Origin of the sequence: Cognatishimia sp. 1_MG-2023, from assembly GCF_030548175.1 — a bacterium.
In the GTDB taxonomy this organism is placed as follows: Bacteria; Pseudomonadota; Alphaproteobacteria; order Rhodobacterales; family Rhodobacteraceae; genus Cognatishimia.
This window is the reverse complement of sequence record NZ_JAUORX010000006.1, coordinates 178,467-200,579: the sequence shown is the minus strand read 5'-3', so window position 1 is coordinate 200,579 and position 22,113 is coordinate 178,467. Positions and strand designations below refer to the sequence as shown.

Sequence of the window (22,113 nt, the reverse complement as noted above, 5' to 3'; positions counted from 1 at the left end):
TCCCGAAATAACAGAAGTTGCATCGGTGGAGCCGGTGCAACTTTACGACTTCGCCCAGAAGGTGTTGTTTTCTCCTGCCGAACGCGGCGAGGGCTTTATCAAGCTATCCGTTACGACTGGGAAAAAGGGCGCTTGTTCAATTGCCCACAGCCATCCCCGAGACGAAGTGACCTTAACCTTAAAGGGAGAGGCGATCTTACGGGCAGGTGGCAAAGAGTACCACATGACCGAGGGCACTGCGGTTCGCTTGCCTCCGGGCCTTGAGCACACCGTCGAAGTGATTTCGGAGGAATGGATCGTTGTTGCTGCCTATTGCGATGAATGCACGCTTTGCCGTGGCTCAGAAGGATTTTTTAACCCATGAGTTTGTCAGTCCAGTCGCGCAAGTACGCTCATTTTATAGATGTCACGGCCCGATGGCTTGGAGCCGCACTTGTGGCGTGTTTTGCTGCTATGGTCGTCTACGTAGTCGTGTCGCGCTATTTATTCTCGTCTACCCCCCGTTGGGCCGAAGAATTGCCGCGCCTGTTGTTGGTCTGGCTGACGTTTGTTGGCGCAGTATCGGGTTTTATTCGAGGCAGCCATTTTCGCGCAGGTCTTTTGGATCTGATCGCCATGCCGGCCATTCTGCGTAAAAGCTTTGATGTGGCAGCTGGGTTGGCCATCTTTGTTTTTCTTGCCGTCTTCATATTCACCGGAACCCGATTGACGTCCATCACTTGGCCTCATGAAACCACAGCGCTATCGCTGCCGGTTGGTGTGTTTTACTTATCCTTGCCGGTTTGTTGTGGCTTTGCCTTGCTAGGCCTGATCCTGAAAGGTGGTCGCAAATGAGTATTGCGTTGGCCCTACTTCTGCTAGTCTTTGTCGTACTGGTTCTTCTCGACGCGCCTATTGCAGTGGCCCTTGGCCTCTCATCGATGATCTACTTGTTGATCGCAGATTCTGCCCCAATGATCGTTGTTGCGCAACGCGCTGTTGCTGGGATCAATAGCTTTACCTTGTTGGCCATCCCACTGTTCCTTCTGGCCGGATTGCTGATGGTCCATGGCGGCCTGGCTCCACGTATTATTGCGCTATGTTCTGCGTTGATCGGCCGTCGCACGGGCGGGCTTGCAATGGTGATGATTATTGCCTGCATGATGTTCGGATCTCTGTCTGGTTCCGGCGTCGCTGACGTTGTCGCTATCGGAACAATGATGCTTCCGGCGATGCGTGATCAAGGCTACGCTCCAGGTTTTAGTGCCGCAGCGCTCGGATGCGCGGGATCGCTGGGAACTGTCATTCCACCTTCGATCGTTTTGATTGTCTACGGCACTGCGACCAATAGCTCGATTGGGCAATTGTTTGTCGCGGCAATCGTTCCCGGCATCTTGCTTGGACTAGGTCTAATGTTGGTTGCATGGTGGATTTCGCGTCGGAATGGCTGGCAGGGGGGGGAGCCATTTTCCTGGCGTGAGCTGCGCCGCGCCGCCAAAGGTTCGATCCTAGCAATGCTCGCGCCAATCATTATCGTTGGTGGCATCCGCCTGGGGATTTTCACCCCAACCGAAGCGGCTGGTATTGGTGTGGCTTACGCGCTGTTCATCGGACTCTTTGTTTATCGCGCGCTTAGCTTGAAAGTTCTCGCGAATCTTCTGCGTGAAACCACCGAAATGACAGGCGTGATACTTTTGGTGATCGCATCCGCGTCAGTCTTTGGCTGGATTTTGGCAGCGGAACAAGTTCCGCAAATGGCGGTGTCTGGCATTACCCAAACGACGGGTAGCGCCACTGTGGCATTGCTTATGATGATGCTCATTTTGCTGATCCTCGGAACGTTCATGGAAAGCATCGCAATCATCCTAATCCTTGCACCAGTCTTTCTTCCAATCCTAAGCCATTACGGTATCGATCCGGTTTATTTCGGTATTTTGCTTACCATTAACCTAGCGGTCGGGGCCAATACGCCGCCTCTTGGGATTGACCTTATGGCAGCTTGCCGTGTTGGAAAAATTCCGCTCAGCGACTCCTTTACTTACTTGGTGCCATTCCTTGGCGTGATGGTTGGGGTGCTGCTGTTGCTCGTGCTGTTCCCGGCTTTGATCACTGATCTTCCAGCGGCTTTATTTTAATTCCGCTTCTACAAATGAAAGAATGTACTCGATGTCTATAAATCCTGATACCCGCGTTGATCTTGACCGTTTCTGGTCGACCATCCAAGCCTCTGCCGAGATTGGTAAAGGTCGTCCAGGGGGATTGTCCCGCCTGACATTATCCGATGAGGATCGCACTATGCGCGATCTGTTTTGTGAGTGGTGTAAGGAAGCTGGATTGACGGTTGAGATCGATGCAGCAGGAAACATTTTTGGTCGCCGCGATGGCACCGATAATAGCTTGCCACCGATCTTGATGGGCAGCCACCTAGACACCCAGATCAACGGTGGTCGTTTTGACGGCATCGCCGGGGTTTTGGCAGGGCTTGAAGTCATTCGGTGTCTGAATGAAATAGGCCATACGACCAAACGGCCGATTGTGGTTGTCGATTGGACCAATGAAGAGGGCGCGCGTTTCTCTCCGCCTATGGTCGCGTCAGGCTGCTTTGTGGGTAAATATGACATCGATTGGGTTCATGACATCATCGGTGATGATGGCACGCGCTTTGGAGATGAATTACAACGGATTGGCTACAAAGGCGATTTGCCTTGCAAAGGCGGCGAAATAGACGCGTATTTTGAACTACACATCGAACAGGGACCGATCCTTGACGCAGAAAACCGTGAGGTGGGCATTGTCACCGGTGGCTACCCAGTACGGGGGATGCGTGCATCATTCGCGGGTAAAACGTCACACACGGGCCCAACTCCAATGGATTTGCGTAAGAATGCCCTAGCAGCGGGTGCACGCTGGCTGACGGCTGTCGATGATATCGGTTGGGATTTTGCCGTTCATGACGGCAAAGCAACTGCAGCGCGCTTAACGGCGTGGCCGAACAAGCCGGGCATCCTGTCAGATACAGCTGAGGCCGTCTGCGATGTACGCCACCCAGACCCGATCACCACGCGCGCAATGGTGGAAAAAATGCGCCGCGCCTTGTTTGAATCCGCAGCGCGTTGCGGATGTGAAGCTACGATTGAAGATGAATGGGAATGGGGTGGCGACATCTTTGATCAAGAGTTGATCAATGGCGTGCGCGCACAAGCGGTGCGCATGAACTACAACTGGCGTGATATCCAAAGTCAGGCAGGACATGACGCTTATTTTCTCGCCACGCATTGCCCAACAACGATGATTTTTGCTCCTTGTAAAAACGGAATTACCCACAACAATGAAGAAAGCTGTGAGCCAGAAGACTTTGTGGCAGCTTTGAACATCATGCTACACGCAGTTGTGGAAAGGGCAGATCGATGAGCGTCCTGATTGGGCATTCGGAACTCGAAACCGCTTTGAATTGGCCAGCGCTGATTGAGCAACTTCGTGATTGGTACAGCAGTGATGCTGTATCAGCCCCGGATCGTCAGGTTTTAACAATTGACCAGCCAGACGGCAGTGAAGCCTCTCTGTTAATCATGCCCGCTTGGGTTCCTGGGCAAAGCATCGGGGTCAAAGTTGTGACGTTCCTACCTGCCAACGCAGGCAAGGGCCTCGCGACAATCAACGCTGGTTATCTATTGTTTGACGGGGAAACCGGAAAAATGCAGGCCTCGCTTGACGGAGATGCCCTGACAGCGCGTCGAACTGCAGCGGCTTCGGCGCTTGCCGCAAGTTACCTCGCACGCAAAGGTGCCAAGCGGTTGGTGATTGTTGGTACTGGCCAACTAGCCCTATCAGTTGCTGCGGCTCATTGCGCTGTGCGAGACTATGATGACGTCACGGTCTGGGGGCGCAATCTAGAAAAGGCGAACATTGTTGCAAGTGCGCTGCGTGAAGAAGGATTGCCAGCACAGGCTAGCGACAATTTGGAAGCGGCGTGCCGGGCGGCGGATGTTGTTAGCACCGTGACAGCCTCGACCTCTCCGGTTGTTCTTGGCGATTGGATTTCTGAGGGCACGCATCTGGATTTAATCGGAGCCTTTAAACCAGATATGCGCGAAAGCGATGACTTAGCGATGACACAATCGCAGATTTTTGTAGATGCTCGCGCTGGTGCATCACTGGCCGGGGATATCTTTCAACCGTTACAAAGCGGTTTGTTCAAACCGGACGCAATACTGGCGGATCTGACCGAGCTTTGTCAGGGTGTCCATCTCGGTCGGACCGATGACATGGCAAGAACCGTGTTCAAATCGGCTGGAATGGCACTACAAGATTTGGCCGCCGCGGATCTCGCATTGGGTCAGTCCATATCAGGATAGAGCGCAACAAGCTCTTTCGCTGTTTCAACAAATTTTCGTTCGGAAGGCGATAGCTTTTCGAACGGTGCATGTACCAGATAAACATCAGCGCCAATCGGTTCGTCTGTTATCTTTAAAGGCCATAAATCTTTTCGACGAATGTCATCCCGAGCGCTTGTCAGTGGCAAGATACCAATCCCGAGCCCTGCGACAATCATCCGACGAATTTCTTCAATATTAGTGCTCAGTCCGTTGATGCGGTTGCCGATCCGTGTGCCCTCTCTCAGAACTGACATGGGTTCTAGCCCCATGCCTTCAGTCGCGCAGGCAAACGAAATGAACGGCTCACGTTGCAGATCGCGCAATGAGACAGCTTCTTGACCAAATAGCGGATGTTCAGCACCACAGAAAACGCGGAATTCTTCACGAAAGAGTCGGATCGATGGCAGGTTGACCAATGGCGTCGTCAATAGACAAAACCCAAGCGTTGCGCGTCCTTGCTGGATTGAGCGTACGATCATTTGACTGTTCTCAACTTCGCTTTGAAACGTCACCGACGGATGACGATGATGAAACAGGCGTAGCAATTCATCCAGCATAGGAGACACGAGATCGCTGATGATTTGGTATGAGACGCGCCCGCGCTCTTCTTCTTCGGCATCGCGCACAAGTATAGAAATACGCTCGGCGCTGTGGAAAATGTCGCGGCATTCTTGAAAAATCTTGTCGCCGTGGACCGTCAATTCAAAACTGCGACTGTCGCGATAAACCAACTGACAGTCCAATTGTGCTTCAAGTTTTTGCAAGGCATTACTAACTGAAGGCTGACTAAGCCCCAGCCGATTGGCAGCTTTGGTGATGCCCTGTTCCTTGCCTATCATGTAAAAGACCCGGAGCAGGTTCCAGTTTAAGTCAGCGTATTGAAGAGCGTTCATGTCCGTATCTCGGTTGTTGCGCTATTCGGCATCGTATAGCCGAAAAAAGCATAATTGTAGTATTACGAACGACTATAGCTACTATTTTCTAGGTCTATGCTGAATTTGACGCGTATTAGGTGACACGTTTGAGCGCATGAATTGCGTTCTGCGCACAAGAAACAGTCAATATGCGTTGCTTGGTTGGTCAACGGCCGTTGCTCACTTCATTGTCGACTGAAAGTCCGGTGTTGCTGTCACTTTTTTAATCGAACCTACCTTTTTCGCGTCGGCTTGTGGTGTGCAGCTTTGGTCGCGCTATACCTAACATAAGTCCCAGTTATTTGACCCGAGCGCGCCTTCAACGTCTTCTTTTTTGAGTAAGATAATCTAGCTCCGAGACTGAAATGAACGCTAACCTTGATTTATCAGCCATTGAAACTGCAACGCTAGGGCACTTTCTAGAGACGGGCTTCATGGCACCGTCGTTGCAGGCACTCTTGCCTGAACGTCGGATATTTGGCCCCGCCCTGACTGTACGGATGAATGGCGATGACGGTACGGCTTTGGTTCAGGCATTGTCCTTGGCTCAGCCCGGACAAGTTATTGTCGTGGATCGTTGCGGCGATATACGCCATGCTTGCTGGGGAGCCGTCACCACATGTGCTGCTCAAGAACGCGGCATCGTCGGAGCCGTGATCGACGGATTTCTCACAGATCGTTCAGCCATTTTGGCAGCTGGGTTCCCCATCTGGAGTCGAGGGCGATCCCCGATTACGACGAAGCCGCGCGGTTTTGGTGGCGATATCAACGTCCCCATTAATTGCGGCGGCGCGGCAGTGCGACCCGATGATATCGTCCTTGCTGATGAAAGCGGCGTTGTCGTTTTGGAGCCAACCGAAGCCCAAGCCTTGGCGGAACGCGCGCAGGCTATTCAAGATAAAGAACTGCTCATCCTTGAGCGGTTGAAGGCCGGAGAAACGCTGGCCGAAATCACGGCTCAACCTAAGTAATCTATTCGCAATAACCCGCCTAGAACCGGAAAACCGGCATATGGCATTTCCTCCCTATAACCACCAACAACAGAGAGACCGATGAAAAAATTATCTTCAAAACAACTCTTGTCGGGGCTGGCCGCATTGGCTACCGGCACCGCGCTTATGATGGGCAGCCCTGTGCTTGCCGACAAAGCTAGCAACACACTAAACGTTGCATTCGCTGCAGAACCTGAGCCGCTGGATACCTATAAAATCGCGGGTCGCCAGGGTCTTATTCTGGCACGTCACATCTATGACGGCCTGCTTTACAAGAACCTGGATACTGGTGAAATCGTTCCAGCCTTGGCTGAGTCCTGGGAATTCACAGGGCCACTTACGATGGAATTCACATTGCGTCAGGGTGTGAAATTTCACAACGGTGCAGACTTTACAGCAGATGACGTTGTGACCACGCTGAATACTGTCATCACACCTGAGTACGGTACACGTTATTCGATCTCTGTCGATTGGATCGAAAGCGTTGAAAAGCTTGATGACTACAAAGTGCGCATCAACATGTCCAAGCCATTTGCTGGTGCGGTCGAAATGCTTGCAGATGCTCTGCCGATGTACCCACACGCTTTCTTTAGCGAGAATGGTTCTGCTGGCATGGCGGCAACACCAATTGGTACTGGCCCTTACAAGCTGGTAAGCCAAGAGGCCGGCATCCGCTATGACATGGAACTCTTCGAAGGCCACTACGAAGGCAGTCCAAAAGGCGGCGCAACCATTGACAAGATCGTTGTTCGTACGATGCCAGAGATGAACACACAGTTCGCTGAATTGATGTCTGGTGATCTGGATTGGATCTGGCGTATCCCACCTGATCAAGCGTCTCGTCTCGAAGGTCGAGTTCAGATCGTTAGCGCACCGATCATGCGTATCGGTTATGTTGGGTTTGCCCCTGAGGCTCTCGCGGGTGATAGCCCCGTTGCTGACAAACGTGTGCGTCAGGCTTTGATCCACGCGACAAACCGCGGTGCGATTGTTGATGCCTTTGCAGGCGGCGCATCCAAGGTTTTGAACACACCGTGTAACCCAGCACAGTTCGGCTGCGAGCAAGACGTTGCAAAATACGAATACAGCCCTGAAAAAGCTCGCGCGCTTTTGGCAGAAGCTGGCTATGCGGATGGCTTTGAGCTGGAAATGGTCTTTGCCGCCATGCCACGTCCAACTGCAGAAGCTGTTGCAGCTGACCTTGCGAAAGTTGGCGTGACTTTGGTTCTAAACGAACAGCAGTATTCAGCGGGTATTGGCAAATGGCGAGCCAAAGAGCTGCCAGCGTTCTTCTCTAACTGGGGTAGCTACGGTATCGGCGACACTGCCTTTATCCTATCGAACTTCTTCGGTGGAGGTGCTGACGATCTGGTCCAAGACACTGATCTAGCAAAATGGTTGGGTGAAGCGGATACTGCATCGGATCGCGACGTGCGCGCTGAGAACTACAGCATGGCGGTCAAAAAGATTGCTGATGAGGCGTACTGGATGCCAATGTATAACTTCAATGTAAACTATGGCTTGTCCTCCGAGCTGAATTTTACACCGCATCCCGACGAGTTTGCCCGCTGGTGGATGGCTAGCTGGAAGTAAGCTGACCACTTGGTGGTACGTTGCTGGGCGCGGTTACTCCCTCCTGCCCAGCAACATTTAATGGAGAGCAAAAGACATGATCCCTTTCATTTCCAAACGGCTATTCGTGGCCCTTTGCGTTTGTCTGACGGTATCAGCGCTTAGTTTTGCGCTGATGTTTCTATCTGGTGATCCAGCAATTGCCATCGCAGGGTCTGGGGGCCGTGCAGAGGATGCCGAAGCGATCCGCATCGCCTATGGGTTCGACCGCCCGATAGTGGTGCAGTACTTTGACTGGGTAGGCAGCGCGCTCGTTGGCAACCTCGGACAAAGCATCTATTTCAACGTCCCTGTGACCGAAATCATCGGCAACCGTGTTGGCGTGACGCTGACACTCGGTTTTATTTCTTTTTTCGTCGCGCTTGTCGTTGCTATTCCCCTGGGGATTGCAGCCGCGTTGCGACCCAATGGCTGGATTGACAGGATCGCGTTAGTGATTGCCGTCTCTGGTCAGGCGATCCCCAGCTTTTGGCTTGGTTTGATGTCTATTGTTGTGTTCGGGGTCTGGTATGGCTGGGTGCCAATTTCCGGAGCCGCATCATGGCAAGGTTATATCCTTCCGGTTATCGTGCTGAGCTATTACGCAGTGCCGGAACTGATGCGTATTACCCGATCTGGCATGATCGAAGTGCTTGGTACAGACTATATCCGCGCGGCAAAAGCCAAAGGGCTGCCGATGCGTCTAGTTATCTCGCGCCATGCGTTGCGTAATGCAGTCTTGCCCTTAGTGTCGCTTGCGGCCGTGCAATTGGGGCAACTGCTTTCAGGATCTATCGTGATCGAAAGCGTTTTTGCGTTGAACGGTCTGGGCCGACTGGCTTGGGAATCTTTGTTGCGCAGCGATTTGCCGGTTGTGCAGGCGATCATTCTGATCCTCGCATTGCTTTATGTTTTGCTGACGACCCTTGCCGATATTCTGAATGCGGTGCTTGACCCGCGCCTTCGCGGAGCTTCTTAAAATGACTGACGCAACCGCAGAAACCAAACGGGCCAGTGTATGGTCTAAGATGCGCGCCAATACGGGTGTGATGATCGGTGGCACCTTGCTGGCGCTCATCGTGCTTATCGCAGTCTTTGCGCCACTTTTGGCCCCGCATGATCCGATTGCCCAAGATCTGACACGCAGATTGCTGCCGCCATTCTGGCATGACCGATCTGTCCCCGATCACCTGTTGGGCACTGATCACTTGGGGCGCGATTACCTATCACGCCTGATTTACGGGGCCCGTGTGTCGCTGGGTGTCGGTCTGGGTGTGATCCTTGTTTCTGGTGCCATTGGCATCACATTGGGTCTGTTGGCCGGCTATTTTGGCGGCCGGATCGATATGGTGATTAGTTTTGCAATTACCACACGTCTGTCCCTGCCTATCGTATTGGTCGCTTTGGCGGCTGTGGCCCTAGGCGGAGCGTCTCTGACCACCCTAATTACGGTGCTTGGGTTGCTGTTGTGGGATCGCTTCGCAGTCGTGACCCGTGCCGCAGCGCAAAGTCTGCGCCATCAGGAGTTTATTATGGGGCTGCGCGCCATTGGTGCTAGCCCGGCTCGGATTCTGTTCTTAGAAATCCTGCCCAATATGCGGGCAATTATATTGGTTGTCGTCTCGCTCGAGGTTGCCAACGTTATTTTGCTTGAAGCTGCGTTGTCGTTTCTTGGCTTGGGCGTACGCCCGCCAACCCCATCTTGGGGCCTGATGATTTCTGAAGGGCGCGACAACATTCTGTTTGATCCTTGGCTTATCGCGCTACCGGGATCAGCGATTTGTTTACTGGTGCTGGCGGTTAACCTGTTTGGTGATGGCATGCGTGATATCATGGGGCCTGCAAAAAAATGATTGAAACTATACTGGATATTCAAAGCTTGCGGGTATCGCTGCCCACTGATCGCGGGGTATTGAATGCTGTTCGTGGCGTCGACCTGCAAATCAAACGCGGACAAACCCTTTGCTTAGTTGGTGAATCTGGATGCGGTAAATCGCTGACGGCGATGTCAATCATGGGATTGCTACCGCGCTATGCACAAGTCACGTCAGATCGGTTTGAAATGGTGGGACAGGATTTGTCCAAAAAAACGGAAGCCAAACTGGCCAAAATGCGGGGCCGGGATGTAGCGATGATCTTTCAGGATCCAACTAGCGCACTGAACCCAACCCTTACAATTGGGCGGCAGCTGACCGAAGGCGTTATGCGTTCCGAGGGCTTAAGCCGGAAAGAGGCTGATGCACGGGCAATCGAGTTGCTGGATCGCGTTGGCATTTCTAATCCGGCAGCGCGGTTGACCCAATACCCACATGGCTTTTCAGGCGGGCAACGTCAGCGTATCATGATCGCCTCGGCGCTGATGGGGCGCCCACGTCTGTTGATCGCCGATGAGCCCACAACGGCTCTTGATGTGACTATTCAAGCTCAGATCCTTCAGTTACTCGGAGAGCTTCAATCAGACCTTGGTTTGTCGATTTTGCTCATCACCCACGATCTAGGTGTTGTCGCAGCTATCGCTACGGAAGTTGCCGTCATGTACGCTGGGCGGATAGCAGAGTGTGCCTCGGCGTCTGATTTATTCGCTACCCCCATGCATCCTTATACAAAAGGGTTGCTGGCAGCGATCCCCGTGCCGGGTGTCACACCACGTGGCTGTGAATTGCCGGCGATCCCAGGTCGTGTTCCAGGATTGATTGGCACAATGAATGGCTGTGCATTTCGTGACCGTTGCGCGCATTCGCTTTCACGATGTGCCGACGATCCTGTACCGCAATATTACCCTGGTACAGGCCGCTTTGTTGAATGTGTAAAAGCTGCGGAGGCAGAAACATGAATGCCCCTATGATCCGTTTGTCTGGTATCAGAAAGGCGTATCGCCTTCGCCGCGGGGTCTTTGCTCCGACCGAAGAGTTAGTGGCGGTTAATGACCTGTCGCTTGATGTGGCCGAGGGTGAAACCCTTGGATTGGTCGGTGAGTCCGGGTGTGGGAAAAGCACTGCAGTCAGTATTATGTTGGGCTTGCTGCGCCCTGATGTTGGCGACGTCGAAATTGCCGGTCAAAAAATCGGCGCAATGCCGGTGGCAGATCGGGTGAAGCTTATCCAGCCGGTATTTCAAAACCCGAATGCATCGCTGAATCCGGTCAAACGCATCCATAGCTTAATCGCCCAACCATTGCGCTTGCATGGCGGTGAAAATGTAGCCAGCGAAGTCAAGCATATGCTTGATCTCGTTGGGCTTCCTACCCGCTTGGCCGACGCATATCCGGCAGAACTTTCTGGTGGGCAACGTCAACGAGCAGCCATTGCACGCGCTTTGATATTGAAGCCTAGGGTTTTAATCTGTGATGAGCCGACCTCGGCGCTAGATGTGTCGGTCCAGGCGCAGGTCATCAATCTTCTGCTGAAGCTTAAGAAAGAGCTGGGGCTGACCATGGTGTTTGTTAGCCATGACCTTGGAGTTGTTGAACATTTGGCCGATCGCGTTGCCGTCATGTATCTAGGTCAAAAGGTTGAAGAAGCGCCGACAAGCGTATTATTCGCGTCAGCCCAACATCCCTATACACGCGCTTTGCTGGCAGCATCGCTTTTTCCAGATCCCAACATAGGATTGCCAAAACAACTGCTCGGAACTGCCGCCGCTGATCCGTTTGCGGTGCATCGAGGCTGCTTGTTCGCTCCCCGGTGTCTGGTCGTTCAAGATAGCTGTCTGACAACATCACAAGATTTGCGCAGCACGGCGGGCAGTCTGGTGCGATGCGATCAAGCCTGAGGTCCGTCGTTTGGCGACGATCTCTTTCAAATTAAGACACTTGTCTCAATCGTTGACCTTCGTTTGCGATAAATTGGTGACAGGGCTGATCTACGCCACGGTGTAGGTCACCAAAATGACTATCGAATGCAGAACCAGAATTTATCGTTAAGGAAAAATCATGAAAGACGTTGTTGATCTGCCCGCATTGAATGCCGCACTCGCAACTTTAAAAACACCAACGTCTTTGCTCGTACGCAGTGGCGGGCAATTGTACAGTTGCGGGATTCCTCCGTTAGATCTTGAGCGCCTTGAAATCGTCCAAGGCGACCTACGTGAGCAAACTGAGGCCGTCTTGCAAATCATGAAACAAGCGCTTGAAGGCGCGGGGTCAAGCATGGAGAAGGTGGTTAAGGTTACAATCTATGTGACCGATACCGCGCATTTTGGGCCGGTTAACGAGGTCTATGAACGCTATTTCAGTGCTCCATATCCTGTTCGCTCGTTCATCGCTGTTGATGCTTGGCCGCTGCCTTTCGACGTGGAAATCGATTGCATCGCTGAGGTCTGAAATAGGAAAATCGCGACAGCGCATCAAAGTTGCCCGTCAATACGAACAAAACTGTCTGTCAATCATAGCGCTAGCCTATGCTCGAAAACAGCTGTTCTGATCGCCTTTTGGTGCCGGGTTAAGTATCCAACAGTAGTTAGAACGACTAGGAGAGTTTTATGACTATCAAACACATCGGCGTTGGCCCTCGTATGAGTCAAGCGGTTGTCCACGGCAACACAGCTTATTTGGCGGGACAAGTTGGCACGGCAGGTGCTGACATCAAAACCCAGACACAAGACTGCCTTGATGCGGTCGACAAATTGTTGGCAGAAGTCGGATCCAGCAAATCGCAGCTTCTGCAAGTTGTGATCTGGTTGGCGGATATGGAAGATTTCGCGGCTATGAATAGTGTCTACGATGCTTGGATCGACCCGGCGGCTCCGGCAGCACGTGCTTGCGGTGAGGCGAAGCTGGCTACTCCAGATTATCTTGTCGAATTTATCGTGACAGCTGCAATTTAACGCTGCACACACGAGTGATGTTGCAGAGCGTCCGGGACGCCTCAACATTGCTCGAAGTATATGCTCAATTTTAAGTCAAAAAATCACCCTGAATTACTGGTTTACACTCAGCCTCGCTGGGCGCATCCATTGTTACGGTTCGCTAAACTTGGTTTCTGGATGCCCTAAATGCCTAAATCTAAAGACCAATTCGAATAATCCGCTTCATTTGCCAGATGTTAAATTTCGATAGCCTCTCGCTTGGCTATACCTGCCATAGCCTTTGGCTTTTTGACGATCCGCGACACCTCTTTCTAGATGGGCCCTAGCTCGGGCCGATGGGACTGGTTTCAATATTATCGGCTGGAGAACGAATACAGATACAATCTGTACTACACCAACACTGGGAGACAAAAATGGATCGACGTAAATTCCTGAGTACGGCCGGACTGGCCACTGCAGGTGCAACAACACTCGCCGCACCTGCCATTGCTCAATCTGTGCGTGAAATGACCATCGTATCAACTTGGGGGCGGGATTTTCCGGGTCTAGGTATTTCGGCACAGCGCCTTGTTGAGCGTATCAATCAGTTGTCCGAAGGCCGTATTCGCGCAGAATATTTTGCTGCTGGCGAGCGCGTAGGTGCGTTCGACGTATTTGACGATGTTGCTGGCGGCAACTCGCAAGCCTACATTAGTGCCGACTACTTCTTTACCGGCAAACATGCGGGCTTCGCCTATTTTACTGGCGTTCCTTTCGGCATGACCTCTCCAGAGTGGAATGCATGGATCAATTACGGTGGCGGCCAAGCCCTTTGGGACGAGCTTTCTGCTGACTTTGGTCTGAAAAAATTGCCATGTGGTTCGACTGGTACACAGTCCGGCGGTTGGTTTAACAAAGAAATCAACTCACCCGAAGATCTGCGCGGCCTTAAGATGCGTATTCCGGGTCTTGGCGGCAACGTTATGTCCAAATTGGGCGTATCCACAGTATCTTTGCCAGGTGGTCAGATTTATGAAAACTTGGTGTCTGGCGCGATCGATGCGACAGAATATGTTGGGCCTTACAACGACTACTTCCTGAAGCTTTATGAAGCGGCCAAGTACTACTATGTCACTGGCATGCACGAGCCGGGCGGCGGTAACGCATTTGGTCTGAATAAGACTTGGTGGGAAAACCTGAGCGATTGGGAACAGGCGATTATTAGCGCGGCTTGTCAGGAAGAAAATGCCCTAGGTGCACAAGAAGTTGCTGCGAAAAACGGCGAATACTTGGCACGGTTGGTAAACGAGCACGGCGTTGAGCTGCGCAATTTTAACGAAGACGTTTGGGACGTATTCGGCGAAGCGGCGATCGAAGTTCACGAAGAAACTCGCGACCATTCAGCGATGGCGGCTAAAATCGGCGACGCATATATGGATGCAATGCGCGAAATTGGCGGTTATCGCGCAAGCGCTGAAGTTGCGTTCTCACGTCAACGTAACCGTGTGTTCGATCTCGGATAATCCAAAGACCTTGTAAAACGAATGAAACCGGGCTCGCCTCGGTTTCATTCGCGTTTAAGTATCCCAAGGAAAGCATGATGACGATTGCCTCGGTCTCTCAAGAAGCTCACACACCGACACCACCATCGATGAATAGGGGTGTTTCCCTTATGCGTGCATTTGGTTGGATCAATCTGGCGGTCCTTGTCGCGCTGTTGTTGAACAACGTTTTGGTTGTGTCTGCGGATTTTTCCGGACCACTAGAGCTTGGTTCTGGCCTCGCGAAATCCTACCCATTTTGGGTCCTGATGGGCATGGCTATCATCTTGTCGGTTATTTACGTCTTTCGCGATCCAGCGCTTGGACTGCGCGAGGATGCAGAACGGATCAACAGAGCCAATGTCTACATTATCCGCGGATGCTTTTTCGCGGTGCTTTTCGTAGGTCTTTTTGACACGGTAATTGCTTTTATGCGGGTCGAAAATCTACTGGTACAGTTCACAGGTGAAACTCTAGCCAAGAATTTTGCGCGCTCACATTTTGTTGGGCAATTCATCCATGTTCCCTTGGTCTTATTCGGTTTCATACTGGCCGCGTTTACGCGCGGTCTGGGCTTTACTTGGCTTGCCTTTATGATCGTTCTGGCCGAACTGGTGATCGTGATTTCCCGCTTTTTGTTCTCTTATGAGCAGGCGCTGATGGGTGACCTAGTGCGCTATTGGTATGCGGCTTTGTTCCTATTTGCATCGGCTCATACATTGTTTGCTGACGCCCACGTGCGCGTCGACGTTTTGTACGCCGGGCTTAAGGACCGCAAAAAGGGCGCAGTCAACGGGATTGGTACGGTCCTGCTTGGCATCGCCACATGCTGGACCATCATCGTGATCGGTTTTGGACATGCCCGTGCAATCATTAATAGCCCTGTGACCAATTTCGAGATTTCGCAGACTGGGTCGTCCGGTCTTTTCATCAAATATCAGATGGCCGCGTTTTTGGCGGTGTTTGCGATCACCATGTTGATCCAATTCGTAAGCTACCTGTTCGAAGCTTACGCCGATTATCGCGGCGACCCCGGCAAGCGGGAAACCGCGCCTGCAGCACATTAAGGCGATCCCAATGGAACTTTTCTTTCTTGCGCTTTTGTTGATCCTGATGGCCGGAGCCTTGGCTTCGGGCTATCCTGTGGCCTTTGCTTTGCCCGGCTCTGCCATTCTGACAATCGTCTTGGCCACCGCGAGCGGTGCTTTGTTTGCGGGCGATATGGATGCCTATTTCCATTCAGGCGGCTTGTCGCAATGGTTAACCGCAGGGGTGACAAATCTGCGGGGCATATATTGGGAAGTCGAACGAGACACGCTGATAGCGATCCCGCTGTTCATCTTCATGGGCATTATGCTGCAACGCTCAAAGATCGCCGAAGACCTGCTTGTAGCGATGGCGCAGTTGTTTGGTCCGGTGCCTGGTGGATTGGGCATCTCGGTGGTGTTTGTGGGCGCACTGCTCGCCGCAACAACTGGGATTTTGGGCGCAACTGTCGTGGCGATGGGTATGATTTCTTTGCCCGCTATGCTGCGCAACAAATATTCCGTCCCATTGTCGACAGGGACCATCGCAGCCTCTGGCACGTTGGGGCAGATCATCCCACCTTCGATTGTTCTGATTATTCTGGCCGATCAGTTGTCTAGCGCAACAGATCAGGCCTCAAGCGCGCGCAAAGCATTGCACAAAGCAACCACTGGCGAATTGTCCATGCCGTCAGCCTTTGACGTGACATCGACCAGCGCGGGCGAAATGTTTTTGGGTGCCTTTATTCCCGGCTTGCTGCTGGTAGGCTTGTACATGGGCTATATTCTGGTGCGTGCGCTGATTAACCCAGCCGCTGCGCCAACCGTTGCCTTTGATGCTAAGGTCACTGGCCGTTACATCGCTAAATTATGTCTGACATTGGTGTCACCTTTGGCGCTGATCTTTCTTGTTCTCGGATCGATTATTGGTGGCGTCGCTACGGTGAACCAAGCCGGCGCTATCGGTGCCGCGGGTGCGATCATCATGGCTGGCTATCGACTGAAAGAGGGCGGTAAGAACGCTTATCACCCAGCCATTTTGGCGCTGATCTCTATCGGTTTGGCTGCATATGCACTGCTTAACTACGATATGAATGTCAAAAACATTCAATCCAGTAATGATCAGACTGGTATCTGGATTGGTGCCGTTGCGGCTGTCTTGTTGCTGATTTCCCTGACCTGGAGCAGCATACGGACCTATCGCATCCAGAACACCCTGTCTGAGGTGATGCTGGAAACAGCTAAAACCACCTCCATTGTTTTTGTCATCCTGTTGGGGGCGGCAATGTTGACTGCAGCGTTCCGTGCCTTTGGTGGTGAAGAGCTGGTTAAGCATTTCCTCGAAGGGTTGCCCGGCGGGTTCTGGACGAAATTTGCCATCGTGATGTTGGTCATTTTCGTCTTGGGCTTCTTCCTAGATTATATCGAGATTGCTGTGGTGGTCGTGCCTATCGTGGCACCGATACTGCTGGCAGATCCTAACGCCAACATCACCGCCGTCTGGTTGGGTGTCATGATTGGTTTGAACATTCAGACGTCGTTCTTGACGCCACCTTTTGGCTTCGCCCTGTTCTATCTACGTGGCGTCGCCCCAGCGGTGGTCAAAACCATCGACATGTATAAAGGTGTTATTCCGTTCATCCTGCTGCAGCTGGCCGCATTGGGGATTGTGGGGTTCTATCCGCAATTGGTGAACTACTTGCCCAATCGCGTGTCGTTGCTGTCTGAAACCGCGCCACCACCACGGAACCCGCGCCTCCAAATTTGTTTGGAAGACCACGTTTATCAGGCCTTGGCTAAAGATGAGGCCTCCATTCAGGCAGCACTTGCTGGGGTGAGAGCGGTGGATCTAGGCTTCCTCCCTAACTCGGTCGCAAAAGATTTGGATTCGGCACTGATGGGTGTCGAAAGCAGTTTCACTTTGATCGAAGAGGTTAAGTTTGCTGAACAGGCGACCGGGGATGCCGGTGTTGAATTTCGACCATTGCATAGCAAGGTGCGCGGAATTCAAAGGCGCATTTGGGCTAATGATGCCGAAGTAGAGCAAGCCGAAACCGATATTGCTCGTGCTCGAGGTGACGAGGCAGTCATTGATCAGGCGCAACAGCATATTGCAGAGTTGCAGCGTGAGAATGCCGAACTCGCCATACAGATACCGTCTGAATGGGCAGATAAGCATGCGCAGTTTAATAAGGTTCTGAAGGCTGAAAGTATGGCACGGGCTCGCTATCGTCGCTCGGTTGATACCACGTGGGACGCGTTGGCGACGTTACAGGCAATTGCATTGGCAGGCGACGCCTACGCGAATGTGTCTTCTGAGTTTGAGCCTTTGGTATTAGCGGTGACCAACGACAGTGCTGAAAGTGCCATGGCCAAGATAGAAACACTTGAACAGCAATTGCGTAGCATCGCTGGGGCTGAGAAAGTCGGTTCATTACTCGGGAAGGCGCGACGTGCCTTAAAGGGCGGCAAAGCTGATCCAGAAAAGGCCAAAACGTTGCTACTAGAAGCGCAGGCGTATCACAGCTCTGGATTGGAATGGCGCTTGAAGGCCCAACAGGAGCTAAGTGTTCCCTTGGCAGGATTGTCAGAGAGCGTGCAGCACACCATTGGACTTCGCCAACAACCAAAACTTGCGAAGGACGAAGCCTTGTTCATGGCGGGCTGTCTGTCCACGCATAAGAATGTGGGTCTGAATTTCTAGGAAGACAAAAAGTTACGAGTTCAAATATCAGATTTTCGGTGCATCAGTTATCATAAGTTAGGTGCAATAGATGTGGCGACAGCCGCCGTTTTTCGAGTAAGGACTCCCGGTCATGCATGCTCTTTCCTGACTTTCTCTGCAGCGCTTGCGAATGGTGGTTTTACGCAGTGGTTTAGATTTAGCGTGACGTTTGGGTCGAAATAGAAGGATGCGATTTTCGCATTTTTTGAGGTTTTGGTAGCCGCTTGAGTCAAAGGATCGTGACGTTCCACACCATTTGTTGAACGTCAGGCGAAATTGAGCTTTGCAGTCATTGACTGACTCAATTTCCCCATTTCATGCTCCCGTATGCTTTTCGATTAATCGGGCTTATCAGATCAGCAATTCAGGATCGTAACGCGATTGGCATGATTGCACTGCACGACCTTAATCTGGCCGCTCGGTTTGCGGATCATCTGATCTTGATCGGGCAGGGGCGCATTTTGGCACAAGGAAAACCCTACGACGTTTTAAGCGATCCGATGATTGCTTCCACCTATGGTGTTGATGTCGAACTATCTACAGGGCCACGAAAGGACTTATTGGTTCATGCTTACGCGTCGTAACTTCGTTTTCTCCATGACAGCCCTCAGCGGGGTCGGCTCAGTGGCTTTAGCTTGCCCCGCACCTGTTTCGACAGAAGATCAGCACAGCATATTGATGCTAAATGCCGATTGCGGTGATCCAAACACAGTGAATGTTTTTGAACCTGCCATCTTGCGGATTAATGTGGGTGATAGTGTCACCTTCATTCCAACGGACGCAGGCCACAACTCCGCATCGAAACGTGGTATGATCCCTGAGGGGGCAGAGCCTTGGAACGGTGCCGTGGACGAAGCACTCACTGTGAGGTTCACCGTACCCGGCATTTACGGCCATATCTGCGTTCCGCATTACGAATGGGGCATGGTCGGGTTGATCGTCGCCGGGGAAGAATGGCCCAATGTGGAGCAAGTCAAAAAAGTGCGCCATCCCGGAACCGCACGAAAGGTCTTTCGCACGTTACTAAAAGAGCTAGAGGCCTAAATGCGCTACCGTTTGCACAACAGGTTAGGATCCGGTGGCTTCGTCATCGAAGCCGCCCTAACCATTGCTGACATTCCCTTTGATTACGAGCCACTTGCCTCGGACCCAAGCACGTCACTAGGCGCTTTGATCCAAAAGCAAAACAAATGGCCGATGTGTTCTTTACGATGCTCTAGGCGTGGCACAAAGAACAAACAGACTTACCACGTTGCACAGCTTTGACGGAACGAGTTGCCCAAGACCCCATAATTTCTCCGATCTGGCGCCGCAACTTCGCGCACCGATTGGAGCGTAAGTGGAACTGAAGGGCGAGCTAAGGCCTAGTTTTCAACAGGCTTGCAACTTCACGATACCGCATAAGATCGGGGATCAACGGCAGTCACACCATTTCCCGTTACTTCAAGGCTCCTGTCCCAGATCATTGAGTATGGGACAATCCGGACGGTGATCTCCCGCACATGAAGCAACCAAATGAGCGAGCGTTTCGCGCATGGATTGCAGCTGGTTTATCTTCTCATCAATTTTATTCAGGTGCTCGGTGGCCACACGTTTCACATTAGCGCTTTCGCGGCTTTGGTCCTCGTATAGTGCTAGTAAAGTTCGGCAATCCTCAATCGTAAAGCCAAGCGCACGGGCCCGACCAAGAAACAACAGCTTATGTTGATCCGTCTCGCGAAAATGACGGTATCCATTTGCGCTGCGTTGGGGCGTGACCAGACCGATATCTTCATAATAACGAATGGTTTTCGCAGGCAGCCCGGTTAGGCGAGCAATATCACCAATGTTCATGAGGTACTCCTTTGGTGAAGCATCGAAAGCGATACGCGCCGCAATCTCAAAGCGTTAGTGATAACAAAAATAGAGGATAGCGCCATCGCCGCAGCCGCCAAGATAGGTGACAAAACTATGCCGAATGCTGGATACAACACACCTGCAGCAACAGGGATCAAGGCGATGTTATAGCCAAAAGCCCAAAACAGGTTTTGTTTAATGTTGGTCAGGGTATGCCGCGAAATTTCAATGGCATCTGTGACCCCGATTAAATCTCCGGCCATTAACACTACATCTGCGGCTTCAATCGCAATATCCGTTCCGGTTCCAATCGCGATCCCCACATCTGCACTGGCCAGCGCCGGGGCATCATTAATTCCATCGCCAACATAGGCAACCGTTTGGTCCCCCAAACCAAGCTCTGCGATTGCCTTGGTTTTCCCTTCTGGCATGACACCAGCAATAACGTGCTCTATCCCGACCGTGGCCGCGATCACATCCGCTGTTTCGGGCTTATCCCCCGTGATCATGACCACTTTCAGACCTTGGCGCTTCAGTGCGGCAATTGCGGCTTGGCTCGTCGGTTTGACAGGATCAGATATGCCGATCACAGCCGCGACTTGCCCATCGACAGCTGCAAAGAACGCCGTTTGACCCTTTTGTGCCATCGCGGCAGCCACCTCACCATGTGACCCAAGCGGAATGCCGAGATGCTTTAACAATCGTTCTCCACCGACCGCGACAGAATTTCCAGTCACCTCAGCCTGAATACCCATCCCGGCAAGGGAGACAAACTGGCTCGCAACAGGAAGCGTTTCGCCCCGAACACCTTCTGCCTGTAATAACGCCGCAGCAATAGGATGCTCTGAATGCGCTTCTACGGCAGCGATCTTCAACAACAAGGACTGGCGTTCAAACCCATCGGCAACATGTAGCTCTGTTAGGGTCGGCTTACCCTCTGTGATTGTCCCAGTCTTATCCAAAGCGATCACACCAATTTGGTTCAGCTTCTGTAGCGCATCGCCCTTTCTGAACAACACGCCAACATCAGCCGCGCGTCCAGTACCCACCATGATAGACGTGGGCGTTGCCAAGCCCATGGCACAAGGGCAGGCGATAATCAGAACCGACACCCCTGCAACCAAAGCACGCGAAATCGCTGGATCAGGACCAAGCCACAGCCAGACCAAAACGGTCAGCGCAGCGGCGATAAGAACGGCAGGCACAAACCAAAGCGTCACTCGGTCGATCAAGTTTTGAATCGGCAGTCTCGCATTCTGCGCGTCTTCGACCATGCGAATAATCTGTGACAGAACAGTATGATGCCCCACCTCTGTTACCCGAAATTGAAAGGCCCCCGATCCATTCACCGTACCGCCAATCACACGATCTTCGGCTTGCTTTCTCACTGGAATAGCCTCGCCAGTGATCATACTTTCGTCAACGTAGCTTTGTCCGGCGATTACGCTGCCATCAACGGCGATACGCTCACCAGGTTTGACCAAAACAACATCACCCTGCGACAGATCATCAATCTTGATTTCGATAGTTTGCCCGTCTCGCACAACCTGCGCAGTCTCCGGGCGCAATTTCAAAAGCGATTGAATAGCCGCACCCGTTCGCCCCTTTGCCCGCGCCTCAAGGAGGCGACCCAACAAGATCAAAACAATGATCAGCGCAGCTGACTCAAAATAAACTGCGCGCGCATCGACCGGCAGCAAAGCAGAACCAAAGGTCACGAGGGTTGAAAATAAAAACGCGGCCCCCGTACCAAGCGCCACAAGGCTGTTCATGTCAGGTGCGCCTTTAAACAGGGCAGGGAGGCCCTTCACGAAAAACGCACGCCCCGGTCCTGCCATGACCAGTAATGTCAAAATGAATTGGATTATCCAGCTTGACTGGTGACCGATGGTTTGGCCGACCCACTGGTGCAATCCAGGGATCAGATGGCCACCCATTTCCAGCACAAAAACCGGCAACGCGAGGCCTCCAGCAAGACGTGTCTGACGCCAAAGCGTGTCGGCGTTGTCCTCGTTACGTTGAGCCCGATCTAACGCATTACTCGATTTGGCCACATGTGTAGGATAACCGGCAGAGGTTACGACCTCTGCAAGCGCGGTAGGATCAGTAGCGCCCTTTTGAAAGGTCACAGTCGCCGTTTCCGTGACAAGATTTACGGCCACATCCACAACACCCGGTGCCGTGGCCAAGGCCTTATCCACACGTCCCATGCACGATGCACAGGACATGCCGCTGATCGAAAGTTCTGTTTTTAGATCGTTGGGCATTGCCGTCTCCACTCTGGGGTCGACAATATAGATAGGCATTCCAGTTACTGGAAGGTCAAGGC

Annotated in this window: 22 protein-coding genes; 19 read left to right on the top strand and 3 right to left on the bottom strand. The window is 52.3% G+C overall.

The genetic code is table 11. The annotated features are described in order from the left end of the window. Nucleotides 1–34 precede the first annotated feature (34 nt). From Q4544_RS12105 to Q4544_RS12085, 5 genes are read left to right on the top strand one after another with little or no spacing between them, the layout of a single operon-like run. Complete coding sequence (locus Q4544_RS12105; protein ID WP_303506630.1) at nt 35–364, top strand: cupin domain-containing protein; 330 nt, start codon at nt 35–37, stop codon at nt 362–364. After that, the gene (locus Q4544_RS12100; RefSeq protein WP_303506628.1) at nt 361–834 is read left to right on the top strand and encodes a TRAP transporter small permease; all 474 of its coding nucleotides are present in this window, start codon (nt 361–363) and stop codon (nt 832–834) included. Before Q4544_RS12105 ends, Q4544_RS12100 begins: the two co-directional genes overlap by 4 nt. Next, on the top strand, nt 831–2,114 hold the full coding sequence (locus Q4544_RS12095; RefSeq protein WP_303506626.1) for a TRAP transporter large permease: 1,284 nt from the start codon (nt 831–833) through the stop codon (nt 2,112–2,114). The genes Q4544_RS12100 and Q4544_RS12095 overlap by 4 nt, the downstream gene beginning before the upstream one ends. Nucleotides 2,115–2,145: 31 nt before the next feature. Further along, complete coding sequence (locus Q4544_RS12090) at nt 2,146–3,390, top strand: Zn-dependent hydrolase (RefSeq protein WP_303506624.1); 1,245 nt, start codon at nt 2,146–2,148, stop codon at nt 3,388–3,390. Continuing rightward, entirely contained in the window at nt 3,387–4,334 is a 948-nt protein-coding gene (locus Q4544_RS12085; RefSeq protein ID WP_303506622.1) for an ornithine cyclodeaminase family protein, read from the top strand. The genes Q4544_RS12090 and Q4544_RS12085 overlap by 4 nt, the downstream gene beginning before the upstream one ends. Here the strand turns inward: Q4544_RS12085 and Q4544_RS12080 are convergent. Continuing rightward, nucleotides 4,316–5,248: a LysR family transcriptional regulator gene (locus tag Q4544_RS12080; RefSeq protein WP_303506620.1), complete on the bottom strand. Its 933-nt coding sequence runs from the start codon at nt 5,246–5,248 to the stop codon at nt 4,316–4,318. The two genes, Q4544_RS12085 and Q4544_RS12080, sit on opposite strands and share 19 nt — an antisense overlap. A gap of 386 nt (nt 5,249–5,634) precedes the next feature. Between Q4544_RS12080 and Q4544_RS12075 the strand changes: the two genes are divergently transcribed. The 14 genes from Q4544_RS12075 to Q4544_RS12010 all read left to right on the top strand — a co-directional run bounded on the left by Q4544_RS12075 (nt 5,635) and on the right by Q4544_RS12010 (nt 19,214). Continuing rightward, nucleotides 5,635–6,240 (top strand): RraA family protein, encoded by a 606-nt coding sequence (locus Q4544_RS12075; RefSeq protein ID WP_303506618.1) that lies wholly within the window; start codon nt 5,635–5,637, stop codon nt 6,238–6,240. An 81-nt stretch (nt 6,241–6,321) separates the two neighbouring features. After that, nucleotides 6,322–7,854: an ABC transporter substrate-binding protein gene (locus tag Q4544_RS12070; protein WP_303506617.1), complete on the top strand. Its 1,533-nt coding sequence runs from the start codon at nt 6,322–6,324 to the stop codon at nt 7,852–7,854. Nucleotides 7,855–7,930: 76 nt separating this feature from the next. After that, nucleotides 7,931–8,851, top strand: coding sequence for an ABC transporter permease (locus Q4544_RS12065; RefSeq protein ID WP_303506615.1), 921 nt, complete (start codon nt 7,931–7,933; stop codon nt 8,849–8,851). A 1-nt stretch (nt 8,852) separates the two neighbouring features. Continuing rightward, entirely contained in the window at nt 8,853–9,725 is an 873-nt protein-coding gene (locus Q4544_RS12060) for an ABC transporter permease (protein WP_303506613.1), read from the top strand. Beyond that, nucleotides 9,722–10,705, top strand: coding sequence for an ABC transporter ATP-binding protein (locus Q4544_RS12055; RefSeq protein ID WP_303506612.1), 984 nt, complete (start codon nt 9,722–9,724; stop codon nt 10,703–10,705). The genes Q4544_RS12060 and Q4544_RS12055 overlap by 4 nt, the downstream gene beginning before the upstream one ends. Further along, nucleotides 10,702–11,643 (top strand): oligopeptide/dipeptide ABC transporter ATP-binding protein, encoded by a 942-nt coding sequence (locus Q4544_RS12050; protein ID WP_303506610.1) that lies wholly within the window; start codon nt 10,702–10,704, stop codon nt 11,641–11,643. The genes Q4544_RS12055 and Q4544_RS12050 overlap by 4 nt, the downstream gene beginning before the upstream one ends. Nucleotides 11,644–11,803: 160 nt before the next feature. Next, nucleotides 11,804–12,193 carry a Rid family hydrolase gene (locus tag Q4544_RS12045; protein ID WP_303506608.1) on the top strand — a complete coding sequence of 130 codons (390 nt, stop codon included), beginning with the start codon at nt 11,804–11,806 and terminating at the stop codon, nt 12,191–12,193. 158 nt (nt 12,194–12,351) lie between these two features. Then, the gene (locus Q4544_RS12040; protein WP_303506606.1) at nt 12,352–12,696 is read left to right on the top strand and encodes a RidA family protein; all 345 of its coding nucleotides are present in this window, start codon (nt 12,352–12,354) and stop codon (nt 12,694–12,696) included. Nucleotides 12,697–13,091: 395 nt separating this feature from the next. Next, on the top strand, nt 13,092–14,180 hold the full coding sequence (locus tag Q4544_RS12035; RefSeq protein WP_303506604.1) for a TRAP transporter substrate-binding protein: 1,089 nt from the start codon (nt 13,092–13,094) through the stop codon (nt 14,178–14,180). A 77-nt stretch (nt 14,181–14,257) separates the two neighbouring features. Then, a complete protein-coding gene (locus Q4544_RS12030; RefSeq protein WP_303506602.1) occupies nt 14,258–15,265 on the top strand; it encodes a TRAP transporter small permease subunit in 1,008 nt (335 codons plus the stop codon). 10 nt (nt 15,266–15,275) lie between these two features. Further along, nucleotides 15,276–17,927, top strand: coding sequence for a TRAP transporter large permease subunit (locus tag Q4544_RS12025; RefSeq protein WP_303506600.1), 2,652 nt, complete (start codon nt 15,276–15,278; stop codon nt 17,925–17,927). A gap of 407 nt (nt 17,928–18,334) precedes the next feature. Further along, entirely contained in the window at nt 18,335–18,532 is a 198-nt protein-coding gene (locus tag Q4544_RS12020) for a hypothetical protein (protein ID WP_303506598.1), read from the top strand. Next, nucleotides 18,516–18,992, top strand: coding sequence for a pseudoazurin (locus Q4544_RS12015; RefSeq protein WP_303506596.1), 477 nt, complete (start codon nt 18,516–18,518; stop codon nt 18,990–18,992). Before Q4544_RS12020 ends, Q4544_RS12015 begins: the two co-directional genes overlap by 17 nt. Next, the gene (locus Q4544_RS12010) at nt 18,993–19,214 is read left to right on the top strand and encodes a hypothetical protein (protein WP_303506594.1); all 222 of its coding nucleotides are present in this window, start codon (nt 18,993–18,995) and stop codon (nt 19,212–19,214) included. A gap of 177 nt (nt 19,215–19,391) precedes the next feature. Here Q4544_RS12010 and cueR read toward each other — a convergent pair whose 3' ends face one another. Then, nucleotides 19,392–19,781 carry a Cu(I)-responsive transcriptional regulator gene (gene cueR, locus Q4544_RS12005; RefSeq protein WP_303506592.1) on the bottom strand — a complete coding sequence of 130 codons (390 nt, stop codon included), beginning with the start codon at nt 19,779–19,781 and terminating at the stop codon, nt 19,392–19,394. Continuing rightward, nucleotides 19,778–22,051: a heavy metal translocating P-type ATPase gene (locus Q4544_RS12000; RefSeq protein WP_303506590.1), complete on the bottom strand. Its 2,274-nt coding sequence runs from the start codon at nt 22,049–22,051 to the stop codon at nt 19,778–19,780. Before Q4544_RS12000 ends, cueR begins: the two co-directional genes overlap by 4 nt. Nucleotides 22,052–22,113 lie beyond the last annotated feature (62 nt).